At 67.8% G+C, this 22167-nt stretch carries 18 protein-coding genes; 9 read left to right on the top strand and 9 right to left on the bottom strand.

Annotated features, from left to right (window positions below; genetic code table 11):
* Nucleotides 1-42 precede the first annotated feature (42 nt).
* The 5 genes from KR541_RS29955 to KR541_RS29935 form a co-directional block, all read right to left on the bottom strand.
* On the bottom strand, nucleotides 43-654 hold the full coding sequence (locus KR541_RS29955; protein WP_176015430.1) for an ankyrin repeat domain-containing protein: 612 nt from the start codon (nucleotides 652-654) through the stop codon (nucleotides 43-45).
* 79 nt (nucleotides 655-733) lie between these two features.
* A complete protein-coding gene (locus tag KR541_RS29950) occupies nucleotides 734-2269 on the bottom strand; it encodes a catalase (RefSeq protein ID WP_124630541.1) in 1536 nt (511 codons plus the stop codon).
* Between the two features lie 235 nt (nucleotides 2270-2504).
* A complete protein-coding gene (locus KR541_RS29945; protein ID WP_124630540.1) occupies nucleotides 2505-3992 on the bottom strand; it encodes an efflux transporter outer membrane subunit in 1488 nt (495 codons plus the stop codon).
* A 13-nt stretch (nucleotides 3993-4005) separates the two neighbouring features.
* Nucleotides 4006-5595 carry an MDR family MFS transporter gene (locus KR541_RS29940; RefSeq protein WP_089489147.1) on the bottom strand — a complete coding sequence of 530 codons (1590 nt, stop codon included), beginning with the start codon at nucleotides 5593-5595 and terminating at the stop codon, nucleotides 4006-4008.
* Nucleotides 5588-6706: an HlyD family secretion protein gene (locus tag KR541_RS29935; protein WP_124630539.1), complete on the bottom strand. Its 1119-nt coding sequence runs from the start codon at nucleotides 6704-6706 to the stop codon at nucleotides 5588-5590. The genes KR541_RS29940 and KR541_RS29935 overlap by 8 nt, the downstream gene beginning before the upstream one ends.
* A 91-nt stretch (nucleotides 6707-6797) precedes the next feature.
* Between KR541_RS29935 and KR541_RS29930 the strand changes: the two genes are divergently transcribed.
* A complete protein-coding gene (locus KR541_RS29930) occupies nucleotides 6798-7634 on the top strand; it encodes a CerR family C-terminal domain-containing protein (RefSeq protein WP_050011315.1) in 837 nt (278 codons plus the stop codon).
* 33 nt (nucleotides 7635-7667) lie between these two features.
* Here the strand turns inward: KR541_RS29930 and KR541_RS29925 are convergent, their stop codons facing one another.
* Together KR541_RS29925 and KR541_RS29920 are read right to left on the bottom strand one after the other, a co-directional pair.
* Nucleotides 7668-10058 (bottom strand): mechanosensitive ion channel family protein, encoded by a 2391-nt coding sequence (locus tag KR541_RS29925; RefSeq protein WP_089489149.1) that lies wholly within the window; start codon nucleotides 10056-10058, stop codon nucleotides 7668-7670.
* Between the two features lie 339 nt (nucleotides 10059-10397).
* On the bottom strand, nucleotides 10398-11357 hold the full coding sequence (locus KR541_RS29920; RefSeq protein ID WP_216089987.1) for an LLM class oxidoreductase: 960 nt from the start codon (nucleotides 11355-11357) through the stop codon (nucleotides 10398-10400).
* 1213 nt (nucleotides 11358-12570) lie between these two features.
* Between KR541_RS29920 and KR541_RS29915 the strand changes: the two genes are divergently transcribed.
* From KR541_RS29915 to KR541_RS29900, 4 genes are all read left to right on the top strand, one after another.
* Nucleotides 12571-13479, top strand: a complete 909-nt coding sequence (locus tag KR541_RS29915; protein ID WP_089489150.1) for an NAD-dependent protein deacetylase — start codon at nucleotides 12571-12573, stop codon at nucleotides 13477-13479.
* Nucleotides 13476-14117: a DUF938 domain-containing protein gene (locus KR541_RS29910; protein ID WP_050011311.1), complete on the top strand. Its 642-nt coding sequence runs from the start codon at nucleotides 13476-13478 to the stop codon at nucleotides 14115-14117. The genes KR541_RS29915 and KR541_RS29910 overlap by 4 nt, the downstream gene beginning before the upstream one ends.
* Nucleotides 14118-14214: 97 nt before the next feature.
* Nucleotides 14215-15627: an NADP-dependent phosphogluconate dehydrogenase gene (gene gndA / locus KR541_RS29905; RefSeq protein ID WP_050011310.1), complete on the top strand. Its 1413-nt coding sequence runs from the start codon at nucleotides 14215-14217 to the stop codon at nucleotides 15625-15627.
* 200 nt (nucleotides 15628-15827) lie between these two features.
* A complete protein-coding gene (locus tag KR541_RS29900; protein WP_069618486.1) occupies nucleotides 15828-16172 on the top strand; it encodes a DUF4148 domain-containing protein in 345 nt (114 codons plus the stop codon).
* A gap of 110 nt (nucleotides 16173-16282) precedes the next feature.
* Here KR541_RS29900 and KR541_RS29895 read toward each other — a convergent pair whose 3' ends face one another.
* On the bottom strand, nucleotides 16283-16603 hold the full coding sequence (locus KR541_RS29895; RefSeq protein WP_011694691.1) for a hypothetical protein: 321 nt from the start codon (nucleotides 16601-16603) through the stop codon (nucleotides 16283-16285).
* A 416-nt stretch (nucleotides 16604-17019) separates the two neighbouring features.
* On the opposite strand from KR541_RS29895, the gene KR541_RS29890 reads away from it, so the two are divergent.
* Entirely contained in the window at nucleotides 17020-17754 is a 735-nt protein-coding gene (locus KR541_RS29890; protein ID WP_050011308.1) for a M23 family metallopeptidase, read from the top strand.
* A 78-nt stretch (nucleotides 17755-17832) separates the two neighbouring features.
* Here KR541_RS29890 and KR541_RS29885 read toward each other — a convergent pair whose 3' ends face one another.
* A complete protein-coding gene (locus KR541_RS29885) occupies nucleotides 17833-18471 on the bottom strand; it encodes a Pr6Pr family membrane protein (protein WP_089489725.1) in 639 nt (212 codons plus the stop codon).
* Between the two features lie 228 nt (nucleotides 18472-18699).
* Between KR541_RS29885 and KR541_RS29880 the strand changes: the two genes are divergently transcribed.
* The 3 genes from KR541_RS29880 to KR541_RS29870 all read left to right on the top strand — a co-directional run bounded on the left by KR541_RS29880 (nucleotide 18700) and on the right by KR541_RS29870 (nucleotide 21976).
* Entirely contained in the window at nucleotides 18700-19236 is a 537-nt protein-coding gene (locus KR541_RS29880; protein WP_050011307.1) for a cytochrome b, read from the top strand.
* Between the two features lie 157 nt (nucleotides 19237-19393).
* Nucleotides 19394-19762, top strand: a complete 369-nt coding sequence (locus tag KR541_RS29875) for a DUF2946 domain-containing protein (protein ID WP_050011406.1) — start codon at nucleotides 19394-19396, stop codon at nucleotides 19760-19762.
* An 81-nt stretch (nucleotides 19763-19843) separates the two neighbouring features.
* On the top strand, nucleotides 19844-21976 hold the full coding sequence (locus tag KR541_RS29870; protein WP_050011306.1) for a TonB-dependent copper receptor: 2133 nt from the start codon (nucleotides 19844-19846) through the stop codon (nucleotides 21974-21976).
* The last annotated feature ends 191 nt before the right edge of the window (nucleotides 21977-22167 follow it).

The following is a 22167-nucleotide window of genomic DNA, read 5'->3' as shown; positions in this document are numbered from 1 at the left end:
GGAGGTCAGCGAATGGGTCGCGCCATTTGACGCGTAGTCGCGCTACTGTTTTGCGCCGGCCTTCCGCAGTGCGTCCGCGGCATACATGTTGTCGTGCGTCAGCGCGAGCTGAAGCAGCGACTGGCCGCGCCGGTCGACATGGTTCGGATTCGCGCCATGCGCCACGAGCAGCGGAATCAGCTCGAAGCGGTTGAACAGCGTCGCGAACCCCAGCGCGGTTTCGCCGGCGCCGTTCGTCTGGTCGATCGGGCAGCGCGTGTCGATCAGGCGTCGCGCGATGTCGGGTTCGTTCCTGAACAGCGCACCCATTAGTGCGGTGTTGCCGTGACGATCGCCGGCGCACGCATCGGCGCCGACCGACAACAGGTAGTCGAGCGCCGCGGGCTGGCCGTCGTACGACGCGAGGATCACGGCCGTGTAGCCGTGGCTGTCGGTCGCGTCGACCGGATAGCCGGCGTCGTGCAACGCGCGCAGGATATCGACGCGGCCGACGCGCGCCGCGTCGAACCAGTCGTCGTCATAGCGGCGCAGCGCGGCAGGGTCGGCCTTGCCGTACGTCGGCCGGTCGGGCAGGTGCGCGCAGCCGGCGAGCGCGGCCAGCGCGAGCGCCGCCGCGGCCGCGCGAATCGCGTGGGTGAAGCGTTCGGTTCGCATGGGGAAGTCCTGATGAAATGGCCGGGCCGACGCGGGCGGCGCGAGCGCACACGTCGGCAGCGACCGGAGCCGCGAGGGATCAGTTGTCGCTCAGCTTCGCCGCGAGCGACTGCACTTGCTGGACGTTCGCGTGAACGGCTTGCGCGAGACGCGTGCCGTAGTCGGCGTCGGCCTTGTAGAAGTACGACAGCATCGCGTACTGGTTCTGCGCGTTCTTCACCTGGCCGAGATCGCCGGACAGCGCGGTGACGAGGTCGTCCTTGTCCTGCTGCGACAGGCTGCGGTAGTACTCGCCGGCCTGACGGAACGGCAGCTTCTTGCGGATCGCTTCCTGCTGCGTCGTGCCGCTGAGCGCCATGCGGACCGACTTGTACTGCGGATCCTGCGCGAGTTCGTTCAGCGTCGACGGTTCGTAATTGACCTCGCCCTTGCGGTCGCCGGCATTCATCTTGCCGTCCTGGTTGTTGTTGACGACCGGCACGACCGGGCGGTTGATCGGCAGATCCATGTAGTTCGCGCCGAGCCGGTACAGCTGCGTGTCGGCGTACGCGAACAGGCGATCCTGCAGCATCCGGTCTTCGGACGGTTCGATCCCCGGCACGAGCCGCGACGGCGCGAACGCCGATTCCTCGGTCGACTGGAAGTAGTTGTCGGGCACGCGGTTGAGCGTCATCGTGCCGATCTTGCGTTCAGGTACGCCGGTCCACACCTTCGTGTCGTCGAGTGCGTCGAAGTCGAAGCGGTTCAGGTCCTTCGGCGTGAGCACCTGCACGTACAGGTCCCACTTCGGGAAATCGCCCTGTTTCAGCGCGCCGTACAGATCGTTCGTCATCAGGTTCCAGTCGCGACCGATCGATGCGGCGATTTCTTGCGGGCGCAGGCCGTGCACGCCTTGCTGGCTCTTCCAGTGGAACTTCACGTAATGCACGTCGCCTTGCGCATTGACGAACTTGAATGCATGCACCGCGAAGCCGTCCATGTGGCGATACGAATCGGGCATGCCTTCGTCCGTGTACAGCCGCGTCAGCATGTGGGTCGCTTCGGGCGTGTGCGCGAAGAAGTCGAACGCGAGGTTCGGGTCCTGCACGCCGGTCACGGCGCTCGGTTTGTTCGCGTGCACGAAGTCGGGGAACTTGATGCCGTCGCGAATGAAGAACACCGGCCAGTTGATGCCGACCATGTCCCAGTTGCCCTGCTGCGTATAGAACTTCACCGCGAAGCCGCGCGGGTCGCGCGCCTGCTCCGGCGAGCCGCGATAGCCCATCACGGTGGAGAAGCGCACGAACACCGGCGTGCGGGTGCCCGGCGTGAAGACTTTCGCTTTCGTCAGGTCGGAGATGTCGGCGCTCGGCACGAACTCGCCGAACGCGCCGGTGCCGCGCGCATGCACGACGCGTTCCGGAATGCGTTCGCGATCGAAGCGCTGCAGTTTCTCGATCAGCGCGGAGTCCTGCAGCAGTACCGGGCCGGCCGGGCCGGCCGTTTGCGAATTCTGGTTGTCGCCGACGGGCGCGCCGGTGTCGCGCGTGAGTTCGGCGGCGTACGGAGAGGCGGAGAGTGCGACGCAGATCGCGGCGACTGCGTGCCGCAGCACGCGATGGGAAGATGAGGACATGACGATGGAACTCCTTGAATCCGATCGGTGGTGGGGAAGCCGACTGAATTAGAAGAGATCGTCAGACGATTGGCTAATTGATATTCGATATGTTTTCGATAGCCGTGGGGCGATGCGGTGCGAGCCTGTTTGTTGCGCAAGAAACCAAGCCGTATTGTTGCGCGCGCAATGAGTTATTGCCGGATTGTTTCGATGAGGATGATGTATCGGCCGTGCATGATTTTCGGCCGCGCAGTCAACCGGCGCTTGCCTGCCATCCGAGCCCGAGGCTCTTCTGCACCGACACATAGTCCTTGATCAGTTCGGCCTGCCCGGCGATCACGTTCTGCTGCGCGGACAGCGCTTCGCGTTGCGTATCGAGCAGGTCGATCATCGACGCGACGCCCGCGCGATAGCGCTGGTCCATCAGCGTGCACGAATGCACGGCCGACGTCTGCACCTTCGTCAATGCGACGACGTGCTCGCGCTGATGCCCGTAACGCTGCAGTGCGGTATTGGCGTCCTGCAACGCACCGAGCACGGCCTTCTGATAATTCGCTTCCGCTTCGTCGCGCGACGCTTCGGCTGCGCGCACCGCGCCGCGCGTACGCCCGAAATCGAGAATGTTCCATTGCAGGTAGGGTGCGCCCACCCAGGTGAAATTCTGCTTGCGGAACAAATGGCCGGGGTCGGTCGCGCTGAAGCCGAGATCGCCGAGCAACGTCACCTTCGGGAAATAGTCGGCGACGTGTTCGCCAATCTGCGCATTGCTCGATGCGAGCCGGCGTTCGGCCGCGCGGATGTCGGGGCGCTGTTTCAGCAGCGTGGCCGGATCGCCGATCGCGACGCTGCCGGGCAGCGTCGGCAATGCGGCGTCCAGAGTCGACAGCGCGGCGTCCAGCGCGCCCGGCGCGCGGCCCGTCAGGATCGCGAGCCGGTCGAGCGATTCGGTCACCTGGGCATCGAGCGGGATCAACGACGCGCGGGTGTTCTCGACCTGCGTGGTCAGCCGCTCGATGTCCGCATCGGCCGCGACGCCGCGCGCGCGCCGCTGCCGCGTGAGTTCGAGCATCTGCTGCTGCAATTGCGCGGTGCGCCGCGACAACGCAAGCCGTTGCTGCTGGTCGCGCAGGTCGACGTACGCATTCGCGACTTCGGCCGCGATCGACACCTGCGTGTCGGCGAGATCGGCATCGACGGCCTCGGCTTGCGCGGACGCGGCTTCGACCGCGCGGCGCGTGCCGCCGAACAGGTCGATTTCCCACGTCGCGTCGAAGCCCGCCGAATAGAGTTGCAGCGGGCCCGCGCCGCCGAGCGACGGCGACGTGCTGCCTGGTTGTTCCGAGCCGTTCGACGGCAGCAGCGAGCCGAGCGCGCCGACGTCCGGTTCGCGCATGCGGATGGCCGCGACGGTGGCCGACGATTTCGGCATCTGCGCGGCGCGCTGTTGCGAGAGCTGCGCGCGCGCCGCGCGCAAGCGCGCTTGCGCGGCGTGCAGGTCGGGGTTGTACACGAGCGCGGCAACGATCAGCTCGTCGAGCTGGCGATCGTTCAACGCGTGCCACCACGCGCTCGGCGCGGGCGCGGCGGTGTCGACGCCGGTGGCAGGCGCACGCACGAAGGTCGGCGCATCCGGCGCGGCGGGCGCGCCGCGATAGTCGGGGCCGACCGTGCAGCCGGCGAGCAGGCACGCGGCCACGCACAGGGTGAGCACGGGGCGGCGGGGCAGGGAGAAGGATTTCATCGCGTATGACGGGTCAATGGCCGGACGACATCGGTTGCGGGCCGCGCGGCGGCGTTCTCAGCAGCAGCGCGAGCGGCACGCAGGCGAGCAGCGCGAGGCCCAGCAGATAGAAGGTTTCTGAATAGGTCATGACGACGGCCTGGATCTGGATCTGCCGCGCGAACTGGCCGAGCGCGCGCATGTTCGAATACGCGAGATCGCCGGTGTGCGCGAACCAGTTGGCCGCATAGGCCGACAGGCGATCCTGACCGATCAGCGAGTTCGCGCTCACCGATTCGCGCAGCACGGCCGTATGGAAGGTCGTGCGGCGGTCGATCACGGTGCCGATGATCGCGAGCCCGATCGAGCCGCCGAGATTGCGCGCCATGTTGTAGAGCCCGGCCGCGTCGCCCGAGTCTTCGCGCGCGACGGCCGCCATCGACGCCTGGTTGAGCGGCATCATCGCGAGCATCTGCGCGAGGCCGCGGATCAGTTGCGACCACACGAAATCGTGGCCGACGCTCTGCGCGGTCAGGCTGATGTCGAGCATGCAGCTCAGGCAGAACAGCAGCAGCCCGGTGATCACGAGGATGCGGAAATCGACCTTGCCGAGCAGGCGCGGCAGGATCGGCATCACCAGAAAGGCCGGCAGCCCCGACAGCAGCATGATCGCACCGGCCTGTTCCGCGTTGTAGCCGGCGACGATCGCGAGGAACTGCGGTAGCAGGTAGGACACGCCGTACAGCCCGGCGCCCACCGCGGACACGATCACGATCACGCTCGCGTAACGCGGGTTGCGCATCAGCGACAGCCGCATGATCGGCCGCTTCGCGAAGCGCTGCGACAGCGCGATCAGGACCATCCCGACGAACGACACGACGCTTAGCGTGACGATCATCTGCGATTCGAACCAGCGTTCGCGCTGACCTTCCTCGAGCACGACGGTCAGCGAGCTCAGGCCGATCGCGAGGCCGAGGATGCCGAGCCAGTCCGCGTTGAAGAACGCACTCCATTGCGGGCGGTCCGACGGCAGGCCGAACACCAGCAGAGCCATCAGCAGCAGGCACACGGGCAGGTTCAGGAAGAAGCACCAGCTCCAGTTCACGTTTTCCGCGAGCCAGCCGCCGAGCACCGGACCGAACAGCGGCCCGAGCAGCACGATCAGGCCGAACAGCGTCATCCCGACCGGCAACTGCGACAGCGGCAGGCGGGTGCGGATGATCGTCTGCGCGGTCGGGATCAGCGCGCCGCCGGTGAAGCCCTGGCCGATCCGGCCGGCGATCATCATCGGCAGCGAATGCGACCAGCCGCACATCATCGAGAACGCGATGAACAGCGCGGAGTTCGTCAGCAGGAAATTGCGCAGCCCGAACACGCGCGTGAGCCACGCGGCGAGCGGGATCATCACGATTTCCGACATCAGGTAGCCGGTCGAGATCCACGTGCCTTCGGTGCCGGTCGCGCCGATTTCGCCCTGGATCTGCGGCAGCGCGGAATTCGTGATCGAGATGTCGAGCGTCGCCATCAGCGCGCCGAGCGCGCCGGCCGCGACCGCGATCCAGTCGGTCACGCTCGCGCGGCTTTCGTGCGGCGGCATGGGTATCGTGGCGGGCGTATCAGCCATGATGCTGCTCGTCGCGCACCGAGCGCGTATCGACGTCGACCGTCACCGACAGCCCGGGCAACAGCATGCGTTGCGCGCGAGCGTTCGCGGCGAGGCGGATGCGCACCGGCACGCGCTGGACGATCTTCGTGAAGTTGCCGGTCGCGTTCTCCGGCGGCAGCAGCGCGAACTGCGCGCCGGTGCCGGGCGCGAAGCTGTCGACGACACCGGACAGCGGGCCGTCCGGCAGCGCGTCGACGTGCAGCTCGACGGGCTGGCCGATGCGCATGTTGCCGATCTGCGTTTCCTTGAAATTCGCGACGAGATAGATCGAATCGACCGGCACGACGGTCAGCAGCCGCGTGCCGGGCTGCACGTATTGGCCGACGCGCACCGTCCGGTCGCCGACGCGGCCCGCGAGCGTGCTGCGCACGATCGTATTGTCGAGGTCGAGCTGCGCCTGCGCGGCGCTGGCCTGCGCGGCCTCGAGCTGCGCGCGCGCCTGCTGGAGTTGCGCGGTGAACGACGCGATCTGCGTGCGGGCGGCGGCGATGGACGCGTTGTTCGCGGCGAGCGTCGCCGCCGCCTGGTCGCGCGTGCTCTTCAGGTCTGCCACGCGTTCGTGCGTTTCGGCGCCGGTCGCCGCGAGCGGCGCATAGCGCGTGTATTCGTCGCTCGCATGCTGCGCGTTGATGCGCGACACCTTCGCCTGCGCGTCGGCCTGGTCGAGATTCGCGCGCTGCTGGCTGATGTCGGCCTCGGCGCGCGCGATATCGGCGCGACGGGCGTCGACGGTCGCCTGCGCTTGCGCGAGCGCCACCTGGTACTGGCGGACATCGAGCCGCACGAGCGGATCGCCGGCCTTCACGGGCTGGTTGTCGCGCACGTAGACGTCGGTCACGTAGCCGGCGACCTTCGGTGCGGCGGTCATGCTGTCCGCCTGCAGGTACGCGTCGTTGGTGCTTTCGATGAAGCGGCCGACCGTCCACCAGCGGCCGAGCCACACCGCGCCGCCGACAGTCGCGAGCACGGCGACCGCGAGCAGGACGCGCCGCCTCGTTCCGCCGTTGCGAGGTTTTGTTCCGTTTTCCTGACGATCTGCTTTCTGTGGCGGGTCTTGTGGCGTCGACATGCGGGATCCAATTTATTCCAAGTGGAAGAATTATTCCAGTTGATAAAATTGTGTCAAGTAGAATGTCGATCGAGCGAATGACGAGGAAGGCATGAACGAAGCGAAGAAGCTGCGCCGCACGTCGGCGGGCGGCTACGCGCGCGGCGACGAAACGCGTCAGCGGATCATCGAGGCGGCGATCGAACTGTTCGGCGAACGCGGGTTCGCGGGCGCGTCGACGCGCGAGATCGCCGCGATGGCGGGCGTGAACGCGCCGGCGCTCCAGTACTACTTCGAGAACAAGGAAGGCGTGTACCGCGCGTGCGTCGAGACGATCGCCGAGCACGGCTGGCAGGTGTTCGCGCCGGCGGTCGGCCATGCGCGTGCGATGCTCGACGCCCACGCGAGCGTCGATGCGCTGATCGATGCGTTCATCGGGCTGCTGCGGGCGCTGTCGGACCGAATGTTCACCGCGCCGAAGACGATGAACCAGCGGATGTTCTTCGCGCGCGAGCAAGGCGGCCAGGAACCAGCGAGCGCGAGCGAAATCCTGATGAAGCGCATGCGCAAGCCGCTGAACGACGTGAGCGCGGAGCTGATCGGCCGCATCTCGGGGCGGCCGGCCGACGATCCCGTCACGCGGTTGCGCGCGCTGAGCCTGTTCGGGCAGATCACGGTGTTCCACATCGCGCAGCGTTCGGCGCTGCAGTTGCTCGAATGGGACGCGTTCGAGGGCGAACGCGCGGCGTTGGTGACCGACACGATTGCCGACCAGACGCGCGTGCTGCTCGAGCAATGGCATGCGCAGCGCGATGCGGGGGCCGCTGGTCCGGAAACCGCCGCGAAGCGCGGGCAGGGTGCCGCGGCGAAACGACGTGCGGCGAAGCCGGGGGCCGCACCGCCCGCCGCGAAAAGCACGGCGCGCGTGAAGAAGCCCGCCGCGCGTTGAGCGCCGCCGGTCACCGGCCCCGGGCGATCGCGATCATCCCGGCTTGCGCTCCGCTGCGTCGGGCGACGGCGGCCGGGCCGCCGGTTCGGCGGTATTCTGCGCGTCTGGGCGCGCGTCGTTGTCATCGCTGCCGACGGGTCGCGACCCGTCCGCATAGGCCACGACGCTGCGCTGCGGATTGGCGATCCGGATCCCGCGTTCGAGGAACGTCTCCGCGATCCGCCGGTTGAATTCGCGCTGCACGCTCCAGCGCGCCGAGTCCGTGCACTGGATCTGACCGGCCAGCGCGAGCGCCGCGCCGTCGACCTGGTCGATGCCCCAGTAGCTGAAGTCCGACAGGATGCCGTCGTGGTACTTCGGATCGTCGCGCAACGCGGCGCCGATTTCCTTCAGCGTCGCGATCGCGCGCTCGACGTCCTCGCCGTACGCGATGCTGACCTTGACGGCCGCGTTGCCGAGCCCGCGATTCGTGTTGTTGACGGTCGTCACCGAGCTGAACGGAATCGTGTACAGCGACCCGTCGCCGGCGCGCAGCCGCACGGTGCGGATCGACAGGTATTCGACCGTCCCCGACACGCCGGCGAGCGTGACCCAGTCGCCGACCTGCATCGCGTTTTCCATCAGCAGGAAGATCCCGGTGATGAAATCCTGCACGAGCTTCTGCGAGCCGAAACCGAGCGCGACGCCGAAGATGCTGGCGCCGGCCAGCAGCGGGCCGACGTTTACGCCGAGTTCGCTGAGGCCCGTCAGCACGACGACGAGCGCGATCATCACGAACAGCAGCGAGCGCAGCATCGGCAGCAGCGTGCGCAGCCGCGCGGCGCGCACCAGGTTGCCTTCGCGCGTCCAGCGTTGCAGCCGGCGCTCGATCGCGATGTTGGCCGCTTCCCACACGACGAGCGCGACGATCGCCGCGATCGCGATCGTCACCAGCGCGGACGCGAGCCGGTGGCCGATCGTGCCCGTCTCGAATGCGCGGAAGATCGGCACGCCCCAGATCTGCAGTAGCAGCACGACGGTCACGACGCCGATCGCGCCCGACACGATCTGGCGCAGCAGCGGGTAGTAGCGGTATGCGTGCAGATGAACGAGCGTGCGATCGTCGTCGCGGCGCTGGAACAGCCGCGCGAGCGCACCGAACACGACGATCGACACCATCCGCATCGCGATCATCACGGCGATCGACCGGCCGCCGAGCGCGATCAGTACGCGGTAGCCGTTGTGGACGTCGAGCGCCCACACGAACCACAGCGCCATCACGATGAAGACCGATACGGGCGCCCACGCGTCCGCGAGCGCGTTGCCGACGACGGTGAAGGTCGGACGATCCGCGCCGGCGGCGCGGATGCGTGCCGCGACCGGCCGGCGGCACTGCAGGATCAGCACCGAGATCATCACGTGCCCGACGAGCGCGACGGCCTTCAGCAGCGCGACATGGCCGGCTTCGGTCAGGCCGAAGTTCGCGGCGATCTCGACGGCCGCCGTGCATGCACCGACCGCGATCACGATCCGCGCGATCGAGCGTTGCGCGAACGCGGCCCATGCGTCGCTGATATGCAGCAGCCGCAACTGCCGCGCGTCGGGCTGGAAGAACAGCCGGCTGACGATCGTGACGAGCCGGCAGATCACGTAGGTGTCGATCAACGCTTCGAGCGCGGCTTCGATCGGCGTGTCGGCTTCGACGAGCAACGACATCGTCAGGCTCGCGACGCCGACGAACACGAGCAGCGGTACCGCGCGCAGCGCGAGACTGATGAGTGCGCGCGGCATCCGGTTCAGCAGCGTGGTGTGCCGGCGGGCGTGGCCTCGGCTTTGCGACGGCGGGGGCGCGTGGTCCTCGTCCGATGCGGCGGCATCGGGCGCCGCGCGGCGCGCGGCCACCGCGGCCAGAGCGCGTCGCAGCAGCCGCTTCGCGAGCCATTCGACGACGAGCGCAGGCAGCAGCACCGCGAGGAGGATGCCGAGCGTGCGCGTCAGGTTCGCACGCTCGTCGGCGCGCACGAGCTTGTCGCGCCACCAGCTTCCCACCGAACCGATATCGAGCAGCGAGCGCAGCGACTCCTGCAGCGCGTTGCCGATCTGCGCGGCCCATCGCGAGCCCTGACGGACGAGCATCGAGGCGAGCCCGTTCGACGTGAGCGCGGCCGGCGCCGCGGCAGCCGATGCGCCGCTGGCTGCCGGCGCCGCGCTTGCCGGCACGGCGGGTGCGCTCAACGCGCCGACGGCCGCGATCGCGCGCAGCGTCGTTTCGACCTGCGCACGCTCGCGCGGGTTTTCGAGCACATTCAGTGCCTGCCGCGCCTCTTGCGGCGTCAGTGCGGGCGCGGCGCCGGAGGCGGCCGACGCGGCGGCCGGTGCGGGAGCGGCCGCGTGAGCGGCCGAGACGACGGCGGCGAGCAGCCAGCCGAGGAGGATATGTCGCATGGAATGGGCATGCGGGTGCGTCTCGTCACGCGGCCCGCCAGGCTGAACGATGGACGGAAGTTAACATGATCGCGATCGAAACCGAATAGTTCCGTCGTCGACGAGTTGAATCGGGCATGAAGGCGCCGGCACGGGCGTCGGCGGCACATGCCGGCAAGCCGTGTGCCGGATACGGACGGTCGACCGTCCGATATCGACAGGAACGTCATGTTGGCCCGGTCGTAAGGCGTCTGTAACGCGCCGTTGCCGATTCCTGTCAGGGATGCGCCGTTGCGGGAGCATTCGCCCGGCCACGATCAGCGCTCGCGTCGCATCATGTGAATTGGGATTCCTGATGAATCACGCTTGTTCGTCGTGAAAGACCGGCAACACATGCTCGGCGATTTCCTCGACGACGTCGCGCACCGGCCGGTCCGATCCCGGATTCAGCGTGACATGGTGCGTCCCGGCCGCGCGCATGTCCCGCAGGATATCGACCAACGCGCGGCGCCCGGTCGCATAACCGAGCGGCAGCGCGGTGGCGGGCGTATCCGGATGCGCGGCGAGATCGAGCCGCATCGATACGCCGAACGCGCGAAATTGCGGCGACGCGAGCCGCTCGACCGCCGCGCGCCACATCGAATAGCGGGCGCGCTGCGTATCCGGATCGCGGTGATACGTCATCCAGCCGATCGAATGCCGTGCGATCCAGTCGACGCTCTGTCCGCCCGAGCCGACCGCCAGCATCGGCACCGCGTCGCCGTCGCGCGGCAGCAGCGTGAAGGCGGGCGCATCGGGTGGCGTCTGGTCGGGCAGCACGCGCGCCGGCATGCCGAGCGCGGCCGCGACGACGTCCCAGTGCGCGCGATAGCGGTCGCGCCGGGTTTCCGCGTCGACGCCGAACGCCGCATATTCGGGTGGCCGGTCGCCGGAGCCGAGCCCGAGGATGAAGCGCCCGCCCGACAGCGTCGCGACCGACAGCGCGCCTTTCGCGATATGCAGCGGATGACGCAGCGGCAGCACGATCGCGCCGCTGGCGAGCGCGATCCGGCGGGTGCGCGACGCCAGTGCGCCGAGCAGTACCCACGGGTCGAGGTGGCCGACCGGGTCCGGATAGTCGGCGCTGTTCAACGGCACGTCGCGAATCCACAGCGCGCGAAAGCCGAGCGAATCGGCCAGCGCGGCGAGTTCGAGTTGCTCGTTGAAGTCCGCGACGATGTGGCCGCCGCGAAGCAGCGGAAGCGTGAGGCCGATCGACAGCCGCCCGGACGAGAACACGCGATGCGCGACGTCGGGAGGGGCGGAAGCGGGTGGGGTCATGTCGGGTCCTTGGCGGCGAGGCAGCGGAAGCATGCGGGCGCTCCGTGTCCGAATGCTAGCGTGTTTGCGCGATGCACGAGCGGGACGGCGCAAACCCCGCGCTATCCGCTTCGCAACGCGAGACCCGGGCGGAACGCCGCGCATTGCGACGCGCGGTTGTCGCGATCGGTGCCGTAGAACAGCATGCGGTAGTCGATATCCGGCCCGTGCTTCGTGTCGGACAGGCAGCGAGTTCGGGTTCCGGTCGGGCGGTGGTGCGCCGCGGGAAAGGGCAAGTCCGGGCGCACGCGCGCCGCCGATCGTGGGGCGATTGTAAGGCGACTGGCCGCCCTGCAACGCGCCAACCCGACGATACCGACGCCACCGCCGGTGCGTTTCAGTTTCGAAACATTCGCGCTTTCTGACGGGGCACGATGCCTGCCCGCGGCCCCTGATGTGCCCGCGCGGCCTTGCGGCATGAAGCATGGTGCGCTCCTTGCATGGTTGTATGCGCCGTGAGCGCGATTGCAGGTGCAGTTGGCCCGGCAATCGCTTCAGTGGGTCGGATGTATCGAAGACGGGGACAAGAGAATGAAAAAAGACCGAAACGCAACATGCCGTGTTGCAAACATGAATCGCCGACCTGCCAGGGTATTCGCTTCGCCGCTGATCGCGGCGACGTGAGCGAGCGGCTTTCCGTTCCATCCGAACGATCGGGTTCGTTCTGAACGACGGCGTGCATGGGTGACGCGCGCGTCCGACCAATGTCGGTCGGCCGTCCAGGATGAACCGCGAACGCTGGCGGATGGCCGCGGCCCGGATCCCGAATCGTCATTCCATGGCGCAACGCACCCCGTCGCGCGGCGAATGCGTTTGCACGCCGCGCATGACATCGGCGTGACGAGCGCGACGAACGGGATCGGGTCGGGAAAGCCGATGACGCGCCGATGGGCGCGGCAGTGCGGAACACGTGAAGTCCGGGGGAGCGTCCGTCGATCGCGGTATGACGGACGTCGCAACATTGTGCTGTCAGTTGATCCACTACCCCGATGGATCAATTGTTTGAAGCGCCCGTCGCCGAGCGGCGATGGGCGTCTTTTTGCGTGCTGGTGCGTGCCGCGGCTAGCCGCGGCGGCAGCCCGCCCGATCGCACGGCGTTCTGTATCATGTGCTGGCGCGCGTGGCCGCCCGTGCGGGCGCACGACCTGCCCGCGCGACCGATCACGTTGCCAACATGAACGACACAGCCTTGCCCGACTCCTCCATCGCCGACGTCGATCCGGCCGCGCTCGATGCGCTGCACGCGTTCGTCGAGCGTCATCCGCGCCTGCTCGTACTGACCGGCGCGGGCATCAGCACCGATTCCGGCATTCCCGGCTACCGCGACCGCAACGGCCAATGGATGCGCTCGCCGCCGATCCAGCTCCAGGAATTCCTCGGCTCCGATGCCGCGCGGCGCCGCTACTGGGCGCGCAGCATGATCGGCTGGCCCGTGGTCGGCCGCGCGCGGCCGAACGGGTCCCATGTCGCGCTGGCGCGGCTCGGCGGCGCGGGCCGGATCGAGCGTCTCGTCACGCAGAACGTCGACGGCCTGCATCAGCGCGCGGGCAGCGACGACGTGATCGAGCTGCATGGCGGCATCAACGGCGTGACCTGCCTCGACTGCAGCGCGCATCATGCGCGGGCGACGATCCAGACCGTGCTCGAAGCCGACAATCCCGAGCTGCTGGGCGCGCAGGCCGAGCCGGCCGCGGACGGCGACGCGCATCTCGAATGGGCCGCGCTCGATACGTTCCGCATCCCGGCGTGCCCCGCGTGCGGCGGCCTGCTGAAGCCGGCGGTGGTGTTCTTCGGCGAGAACGTGCCGCGCGAGCGCGTGGCGCTGGCGTCGCAGGCGCTCGACGCAGCCGACGCGCTGCTCGTCGTCGGCTCGTCGCTGATGGTGTATTCCGGCTACCGGTTCTGCGTGTGGGCGCAGGCGCAGCACAAGCCGGTTGCCGCACTCAATCTCGGCCATACGCGCGCCGACCCGATGCTGACGCTGAAGGTCGAGGCGCGCTGCGCACCCGCGCTCGACGCACTGGTGACGCGGCTGGGGCTCGGGCGCAACAGCAACAGCGACACTGCGGAGCGTGCATCGTGACCGGCGCCGCTTCTTCTCACGATCCGTCCGCGCGGCTGTCGGCGCCGGCGGCCGAACGCAATCGCGGGCCGATCCTCGACGTGCTCCGCCGCGTGCTGCCGGCGACCGGCAGCGTGCTCGAAATCGCGAGCGGCACCGGGCAGCACGTCGTTCACTTCGCGCAGGCGTTGCCGGGCCTGCACTGGCAGCCGAGTGATCCCGACGCGCACGCGCGGCGTTCGATCGCCGCGTGGGTCGCGCATGCGGGCCTCGCGAACGTCGCCGGGCCGCTGGCGTTCGACGTGCGCGACACGCCGTGGCCGGTCGCGGCGCTCGACGCGATCGTCTGCATCAACATGATCCACATCTCGCCGTGGGCCTGTACGGAAGCGCTGTTCGCGGGCGCGTCGCGCGTGCTGCGGCCGGGCGGCGTGCTGTTCCTGTACGGCCCGTACCGTCGCGAAGGCCGCCATACGGCGGCGTCGAACGAGGCCTTCGACCGGCAGTTGCGCAGCCGCGACCCGTCGTGGGGCGTGCGCGATCTCGAGACCGTCGTCGCACTCGGGCTCGATCGCGGGCTCGACTGCATCGAGGTCGTCGAGATGCCGGCGAACAACCTGAGCGTCGCATTCCGGCGCCTGCCGCACGCGGAGCAATGACACGCAAGCGGGCAGCGCCGCCGGGTTTCCACTATCCTTTCGCCTGTGCGCGCGGCCCGGCTCGGGTCGCGCCCCGTTTTTTCCGGAGAATTGACTAATGGGCAAACAAGCAATCGGTGTGATCGGGCTCGCGGTGATGGGCCGCAATCTCGCACTCAATATCGAGAGCCGCGGTTACGCGGTGTCGGTGTTCAACCGCAGTCGCGAGAAAACCGACGAACTGATCGCCGAATTCCCCGGCCGCAATCTGGTGCCGACCTATACGCTCGAGGAATTCGTCGCGTCGCTCGAAACGCCGCGCCGGATCCTGATGATGGTGAAGGCCGGGGAAGCCACCGATGCGACGATCGCATCGCTGAAGCCGCTGCTCGAGAAGGGCGACGTGCTGATCGACGGCGGCAATACGCATTTCACCGACACGATCCGCCGCAACCAGGAACTCGCGCAATCGGGGCTGCATTTCATCGGCACCGGCGTGTCGGGCGGCGAAGAGGGCGCGCTGCGCGGCCCGTCGATCATGCCGGGCGGCCAGCGCGACGCGTACGATCTCGTCGAGCCGATCCTCAAGCAGATCGCCGCGAAGGCGCCGTCGGACGGCGAGCCGTGCGTCGCGTACATGGGTCCGGACGGGGCGGGCCACTACGTGAAGATGGTCCACAACGGCATCGAATACGGCGACATGCAGCTGATCGCCGAAAGCTACTCGGTGCTGAAGGACGTCGCGGGCCTGACCAACGACGAACTCGGCGCGGTGTACACCGAATGGAACCAGGGCGAGCTCGACAGCTACCTGATCGAGATCACGTCGAAGATCTTCGGCAAGAAGGACGAAGAGACCGGCAAGCACCTCGTCGACGTGATCCTCGATCGCGCCGCGCAGAAGGGCACCGGCAAGTGGACGAGCCAGAACGCGCTGGATCTCGGCGTGCCGCTGCCGCTCATCACCGAATCGGTGTTCGCGCGCGTGCTGTCGTCGCTGAAGACGGAGCGCGTCGCCGCCAGCAAGATCCTGTCGGGCCCGGCGGCCGCGCCGTTCGACGGCGATCGCGCCGCGTTCGTCGAAGCAGTGCGCCGCGCGCTGTACCTGAGCAAGGTGATCTCGTACGCACAGGGCTTCGCGCAACTGCGCACGGCGTCGGAAGAATACGGCTGGACCCTCGATCTCGGAACGATCGCGAAGATCTTCCGCGCGGGCTGCATCATCCGCGCGCGCTTCCTGCAGAAGATCACCGACGCCTACGCGAAGGATCCGGCGCTCGCGAACCTGCTGCTCGATCCGTACTTCAAGGACATCGCCGCGAACTATCAGACCGCGCTGCGCGACGTCGTGGTGGCCGCGGTGAAGGCCGGCGTGCCGGTCCCGGCGTTCGCGTCGGCGGTCGCGTACTTCGACAGCTATCGTTCCGAGCGGCTGCCGGCGAACCTTGTGCAGGCGCAGCGCGACTTCTTCGGCGCGCACACGTTCGAGCGCACCGACAAGCCGGGCAGCTTCCACGCGAACTGGGCCTGACCGGCGAGCGGGAGCAGCATTGTTGCGAAAATCTATGCTCTGAATAGGGTTTTTCCATCCCGGATGCCAGCATTGTTGGCTCCGGGGAAACAGTGTTTTCGTTCTTTCATGGTTTTCCCTAGGTGCTGCCGGGACTAAACTCTGTTCCATCGCTGCAGACATGGTGTGTGCGGCGGAGCAAAAAAATCCCGGAGGTAATCATGAAATCGCTGATCGCAACGTTCGCTGCTGCTGCCGTCCTCGCTGTCCCCGCCGTCTCGTTCGCTCAACAGAACGCGCCCGTCACCCGTGCCCAGGTGAAGGCCGAACTGGTTCAACTGCAACAGGCCGGCTACAAGCTGGGCAGCGACCGTACGAACTACCCGGAAGGCATCCAGGCCGCTGAAGCGCGTGTGAACCCGCAACAGAACGTCGCCGCCGCCGATACGACCGGCTACGGCGCACAACCGGCCGCCGGCCAGGAATCGGGCGTACCGGCTGCTGCCAAAACCGGCTGGCAAGTCAAGCGCATCGCTGACGGCGCACCGGTCTACAAGGGTCGTTAATGGTACGGCCGCGCTGGCGACCGCATCCGACCCCCTGTCGTACGAAAGCCCGTCGTTCCGCATAGCGGAACGACGGGCTTTTTCATTGGCGGCGCGCAATGCGCCGTCGTTCAGTGCAGCGGGCGTCTGCCGCGCCCGATATCGCGGAACAGCGCTTCCGCCGGTTCCAGCACCTGCAGCCACGTTTCGTCGTAACCGCTCAGCGTGTCGAGCGCGTCGCGCAGCCGTTCGATCGCGAGGACCGGCAGCTCGACGCTGTGACGCGTGGCGCCGGTCAGGTGCGTGACGCTCGCCAGCTGGACGAGCGCATCGGCCGCTTCGGCGACGTCGGTCGCGAACAGCAGGTGCCGGTTGAGCAATTCGACCAGACCGCTGGAACCGGCGAAATCGTCGGCGTCGAGCTGCACGGAGAGAAACGTCGCGTTATTCATTGTCATGGTCCTCGTTGTCGTTGGATCGCGCTGCGCATCACCGAGTATAGGCGGCGATCGAAGCGGACAATATGACGCCGCCGATACGGCAGGCGGCGGTGCGCCTCCGCGACAAACCGCGAGCAGCCACTGGGCGGCCCGCCCGGCCCGGCCAGCAGGCCGCCGGCGCCCGTGCGACGCCGCAAGATTGTTTCCGGATCGGGCAACTGTCGGAGCCTTGACCGCGACAAATGGTATCTTTGCCGATCGGGACGACGCGAAAAAGGGCCGATGAGCGCTTCGCACCACGTTCCGCTGTGGAAACTGACGGCCGCGAAAGCGGTCGGATACTGATTGATCCGGCCGTTCGGCCGGACATCGTGCGTCGCGCGCCGGGGGGCGGTGGGCGGCCCAACGACGCAAATCCGGGAGGACCCTTGAGAGAAACTATTCCCATCCACGGCGCGCTCACGCGCTGGCTGCCGCAGGCGGCGCTCGTCGCCGCGGCCATCGCGCTGACGGGCTGCACAATGACGCCGTGGACCGACAGCTGGCAGCCCACGCGCCAGCCGGCGTCCACGTCGGCGGCGACGCCGGGCGTGATTGCCGGTTATTACCGCGTGAACCCCGGCGATACGCTGGCGGGCATCGCGAACGCTTACGGGCAACGCGTGCAGGACGTCGCCAACTGGAACCGCATGGCGCCCACGGACGCCGTGTCGCCGGGCCAGGTATTGCGGGTCGCGCCGCCGCAGGCCGCGACTTCGTACGGGCAGCCGCCCGCGGCGGCCGCCCAGCCGGGCTCGCTCGCATGGCCGGCCACGGGCGTCGTCGCGACACCGTTCTCGGCCGGCAAGACGCGCGGCGTCGTGATCGCCGCATCCGGGCCCGACCATTCGGTGCGGGCCGCGGCAAACGGGCGCGTCGTGTACGCCGGCACCGGCGTCAAGGCATACGGTCCGCTCGTGATCCTGAAGCACGACAACGGGCTCATCACGGCCTACGGGCACAACGGCAAGCTGCTCGTCAACGAAGGCGACGCGGTGCGTCAGGGCCAGCCGGTCGCCGAAATGGGCGCCGACGCGAGCGGTCGTTCGACGTTCGAATTCGAAGTCCGCCAGAACGGCAAGGTCGTCGATCCGATGAACTTCCTGCCGCGCAACGGCGGCTGATCGTCGGCATCGCCACGTGTGCGCCGGGCGGCGCACACGTTCCCACCTTTCTCCCCCGCCTCTTTCACCTTTCCGCCTTCATCCTTCCTTAAGCGTCGCGCTGCCAGACTGTCTCGCATGATTACCGAGCCAGCAAATGCACAACGCGAGCGCCACCGCGCCGAGCGCGATCAGCGAACACTGGATCGCGACGGGCAGGTAGCCGTGCGGCCGCGGATCGACGAACGGGTAGGGGTACCAGTTCTCCACCGCGCCGCGCACGAGCGTATAGCCGAGATAGACGACCGGAAAGCCGAGCCACGCGAACGCACTGCGGCGCGGAATCGGCGAGCGCGGTTCGACATACAGCCAGTCGCACAGCATCACGAGCGGTACGATCCGGTGCAATACCCAGTTGTTGAACGCCGGCGTGACGTGGAGCAGCGCATCGAGCCGCGCAAGCAGCAGCTCGTAGACGATCGCGGTGATCAGCACGTACAGCACGGCCGCGCCGCGCATCGATTCGTAGCGGGCCGAGCCGGGGCGCGCGATGCGCCACAGCCCCGCGGCCAGTATCGCGGCCGCGTAGAGGCTGCTCAGTTGCGTGAAGTAGCTGAGGTAGTTGCCGAGATGGAAGCTTGGCAGGCGCCAGTAGTCGGCGACGCTGTGCAGCGTGGTGGACACCGCGAGCAATGCGGCGATCAGCCGGTAGGCCGCAACGAAGAACGCTTTGCTCATGATGCCCGCGCGCCGTCGCACCAAAGCTTCATCGTGCCACAGCCGCCCGCCCGCGCGATGCGGATTTTCCATAGGGCAAGCCGTCACGCGGCGCGCGCCGACGATTCATCGGTTATTTGACCGCGCCGTGCAAAACTGGACGCCCGTGCGGCTACAATCGCCACAGCTTTGCCGGGCGCAGGCCGTTTGCAATGGGCGCCCCTCCCCGAATACGACACGAGACGAAGCATGAAAAACATCCTCGCGAAACAGACGCGCTACAGCTCGCCCGCGATCTTCTTCCACTGGGCCATCTTCCTGCTGGTTGCGCTGGCCTACCTGGCCATCGAGATCCGCGGACCGAAGGGCAGCGACAGCCGGGCGTTCTGGATGAGCGTGCACCTGACGGCCGGTACGTTCGTCCTCGTGCTGTCGGTGCTGCGCGTGCTGTGGCGCGTCGTCAGCCGCGTGCCGGAACCGATTCCGCAGACGACGCTGCTGCGCTGGCTGTCGAAGCTCGCACATTTTGCGCTTTACGCGTTCGTCATCGCGCAGCCGCTGCTCGGCATCATGACGATCAACATGGGCGGCAAGCCGGTGTCGCTCGACTGGCTCGGCGTGTCGTTCACGCTGTTCGGCCCCGACAAGGCGCTGCGGCCGACGATCAAGGAGGTGCACGAGCTGATCGGCAATGCGTTCTACTTCGTGATCGGCCTGCATGCGCTGGCCGCGCTCTACCATCATTTCATCCGGCGCGACGACGTGCTGCGCCGCATGATGCCCTGATCGTCCGGCTGCCGGCACGCGCAGCACGCGGGGGCGCATGGTTGTGTTGACAACCATGCGCCCCCGGTTCGTTTACCGTGCGCCCGCACTGGTCATCACGTTGAACATTCTGTAACATCGCGGCTGTTTTTTACATTCCGCTGACTCGTTGCCGTACATGCTGCACCGACATCGTCACCTGACTGCCTGGCTTGGCCTGCTCGCGATCTGGATCGCGATCGCGGCGCCGCTGGTGTCGCAGTGGCGTATCGCCCATGCGGCCACGCCCGAGGCGATCGTCTGCAGTACCGAGCATGGCGCGCATCGTCCGTCCGATGCGCGCGGCATGCACGATCATGCGCTGCATCTCGACGCGTGCGGCTACTGCGGTTTCTTCGCGCATAGCCCGGCCATCGGCGCGCCTGCCGCCGTGTCGGTCGACTCCCTTCCCGTCGTTTCCGTTTCCGCCGCCGCGTCGCCTGCCGTCGCGGCGCGCGGCGACCGTTATCCGCGCGCCTATCCGCGCGCACCGCCCGAGCGCGCCTGACGCGTTTCTTCCGTTCTTATCACCGCCGATATCCGTGCGACCGTCGAGGCCGCGTGGAGGGCGTCACTCGGGCTTTCGATCATGACCAATTTCCAGTTGCGTGCGCCGCGTGCGCCACGCAATGCCGGTGCGCGGCCTTTACCGCGCATGCTGAAACTCACCGTCCGCGCGCTGGCCGTCGGCGCGCTGACCGCGGGCGCTGCCGCAGCCGACACCGCGCATGCTGCCGGTGCGCCGACGGGCGATGCGGCCATGCTGTTGCCGCCCGTCGAAGTCGTCGCGTCGCCGCTGTCGACGCCGCTCGTCGTCGTCACCGATCCGAAGGCGCCGCGCCAGCCGCTGCCCGCCAGCGACGGCGCCGATTACCTGAAGACGATTCCGGGCTTCACGTCGATCCGCAGCGGCGGCACGAACGGCGACCCCGTGCTGCGCGGGATGTTCGGATCGCGGCTGAACATCCTCGCGAACGGGATGCCGACGCTCGGCGCGTGCCCGAACCGGATGGATGCGCCGACGTCGTACATCGCGCCGGAAAGCTATGACGAGGTCACCGTCGTGAAGGGGCCGCAGACCGTGCTGTACGGTCCGGGCGCGTCGGCCGGCACCGTGCTGTTCGAACGCGTGACGCCGCGTTTCGAGCGCCCCGGCATGCGCTTCGACGGCAGCCTCGTCGGCGGATCGTTCGGCCGCAACGACCAGAACCTCGACCTGACCGCCGGCACGCCGGACGTCTATGGCCGCGTCACCGCGAACCACGCGCATTCGCAGGACTACCAGGACGGCAACGGCCACACCGTGCCGTCGCAGTGGGACAAATGGAACGCCGATGCCGCGCTCGGCTGGACGCCCGACGACCATACGCGTGTCGAGCTGACCGCCGGCACCGGCGACGGCTATGCGCGCTATGCGGGCCGCGGGATGGACGGCGCGCATTTCCGCCGCGAGACGTTCGGGCTGTCGTTCGACAAGCGACATCTCGGCGACGTGCTCGACCGGATCGAGGCGCGCGTGTACTACAACGAAGCCGATCACGTGATGGACAACACCACGTTGCGGCAGCCCGATCCGACGAGCAGCATGCCGATGCGGATGGCCGCAGACGTACGCCGCCGCACGGTCGGCGCGCGTGCGGCCGCGACGTTGCGCTTCGGCGACGACGTCAAGCTCGTCACGGGTGTCGATGCGCAGTCGAACCGGCTCGATTCGCGTTCGTCGATGGGGCGGCAGAACTACCGAAACCAGCCGTGGGATGCGCAGGCGACGATGTGGAACGCGGGCGTGTTCGGCGAACTGACGTGGTATACGAGCGACGTCGCGCGCGTGATCGGCGGCGCGCGCGTCGACTATGCGAGCGCAGGCGACAAGCGCGCGATGACGCCCGGGATGATGACGAGCAAGCCGAATCCGACGTTCGACGACGATCGGATGAAGGTGCTGCCGAGCGGCTTCGTGCGCTACGAGCGCGATCTCGCGTCGCTGCCCGTCACATGGTACGCGGGGATCGGCCACGCAGAGCGTTATCCGGACTACTGGGAATTGTTTTCCGCGACGCGCGGGCCGGCCGGTTCGGTCAACGCGTTCTCGGCGGTGCAGCCGGAGAAAACCACCCAGCTCGACGTCGGCGCGCAATACAAGAGCGACCGCTTCGATGCGTGGGTGTCCGCGTACGCGGGCTACGTCCAGGACTTCATCCTGTTCAACTATGCGGCCGGCATGATGGGCCCGACCACGCAAGCGACCAACGTCAACGCGCAGATCATGGGCGGCGAAGCCGGTGTGTCGTGGCGGCCGGTCGCGCCGCTGCGCATCGAGACGTCGCTCGCGTATGCGTGGGGGCGCAACGTGGCGAGCGGCGATCCGCTGCCGCAGATGCCGCCGCTCGAAGCGCGCATCGGGCTCGAATACACGCGCGGCGCATGGTCGGCGGGCGGCCTGTGGCGCATCGTTGCGCCGCAGCATCGCTATGCGCCGAACGAGGGCAACGTGGTCGGCAAGGACTTCGGCCCGAGCGCCGGATTCGGCGTGTTGTCGCTGCATACGCAGTACAACGTCAGCAAGACCGTGCAGATCTCGGTCGGCGTCGACAACGTGCTGAACAAGGCCTACACCGAGCATTTGAACCTCGCCGGCAATGCCGGTTTCGGCTATCCGGCGAACGCGCCGGTGATGGAGCCGGGGCGTACCGCATGGGTGCGCGTGAGCGCGAAGCTGTAGCGTGCATCGCGCGTGTGCGTCGCAGCATGCGCGTGCCTGGACGCCGCACCGCCCGAACGGGCGGCGCGCGTCAACCGATTAGAGAACCGTATCTAGTCGGGGCGCAAACGTTCGCGAGTCGTGCTTCACTCCCGCATTCGACCCGCGCGGTGCGCGCAATGCGGCGTGCGTGTCGATCCGGTGTCATTCGC

It is taken from the genome of Burkholderia sola (assembly GCF_905400185.1).
In the GTDB taxonomy this organism is placed as follows: domain Bacteria; phylum Pseudomonadota; class Gammaproteobacteria; order Burkholderiales; family Burkholderiaceae; genus Burkholderia; species Burkholderia sola.
The sequence above is the reverse complement of the archived record's forward strand: the minus strand, read 5'-3'. Positions and strand labels throughout refer to the sequence as shown.

Coding starts and splice junctions, on each gene's coding strand:
- KR541_RS29875 (WP_050011406.1), top strand. CDS start 19,394: ATGCTGCACCGACATCGTCACCTGACTGCCTGGCTTGGCCTGCTCGCG.
- KR541_RS29880 (WP_050011307.1), top strand. CDS start 18,700: ATGAAAAACATCCTCGCGAAACAGACGCGCTACAGCTCGCCCGCGATC.
- KR541_RS29900 (WP_069618486.1), top strand. CDS start 15,828: ATGAAATCGCTGATCGCAACGTTCGCTGCTGCTGCCGTCCTCGCTGTC.
- KR541_RS29925 (WP_089489149.1), bottom strand. CDS start 10,058: ATGCGACATATCCTCCTCGGCTGGCTGCTCGCCGCCGTCGTCTCGGCC.
- KR541_RS29920 (WP_216089987.1), bottom strand. CDS start 11,357: ATGACCCCACCCGCTTCCGCCCCTCCCGACGTCGCGCATCGCGTGTTC.
- KR541_RS29870 (WP_050011306.1), top strand. CDS start 19,844: ATGACCAATTTCCAGTTGCGTGCGCCGCGTGCGCCACGCAATGCCGGT.
- KR541_RS29915 (WP_089489150.1), top strand. CDS start 12,571: ATGAACGACACAGCCTTGCCCGACTCCTCCATCGCCGACGTCGATCCG.
- KR541_RS29940 (WP_089489147.1), bottom strand. CDS start 5,595: ATGGCTGATACGCCCGCCACGATACCCATGCCGCCGCACGAAAGCCGC.
- KR541_RS29935 (WP_124630539.1), bottom strand. CDS start 6,706: ATGTCGACGCCACAAGACCCGCCACAGAAAGCAGATCGTCAGGAAAAC.
- gndA (WP_050011310.1), top strand. CDS start 14,215: ATGGGCAAACAAGCAATCGGTGTGATCGGGCTCGCGGTGATGGGCCGC.
- KR541_RS29895 (WP_011694691.1), bottom strand. CDS start 16,603: ATGAATAACGCGACGTTTCTCTCCGTGCAGCTCGACGCCGACGATTTC.
- KR541_RS29930 (WP_050011315.1), top strand. CDS start 6,798: ATGAACGAAGCGAAGAAGCTGCGCCGCACGTCGGCGGGCGGCTACGCG.
- KR541_RS29945 (WP_124630540.1), bottom strand. CDS start 3,992: ATGAAATCCTTCTCCCTGCCCCGCCGCCCCGTGCTCACCCTGTGCGTG.
- KR541_RS29885 (WP_089489725.1), bottom strand. CDS start 18,471: ATGAGCAAAGCGTTCTTCGTTGCGGCCTACCGGCTGATCGCCGCATTG.
- KR541_RS29955 (WP_176015430.1), bottom strand. CDS start 654: ATGCGAACCGAACGCTTCACCCACGCGATTCGCGCGGCCGCGGCGGCG.
- KR541_RS29950 (WP_124630541.1), bottom strand. CDS start 2,269: ATGTCCTCATCTTCCCATCGCGTGCTGCGGCACGCAGTCGCCGCGATC.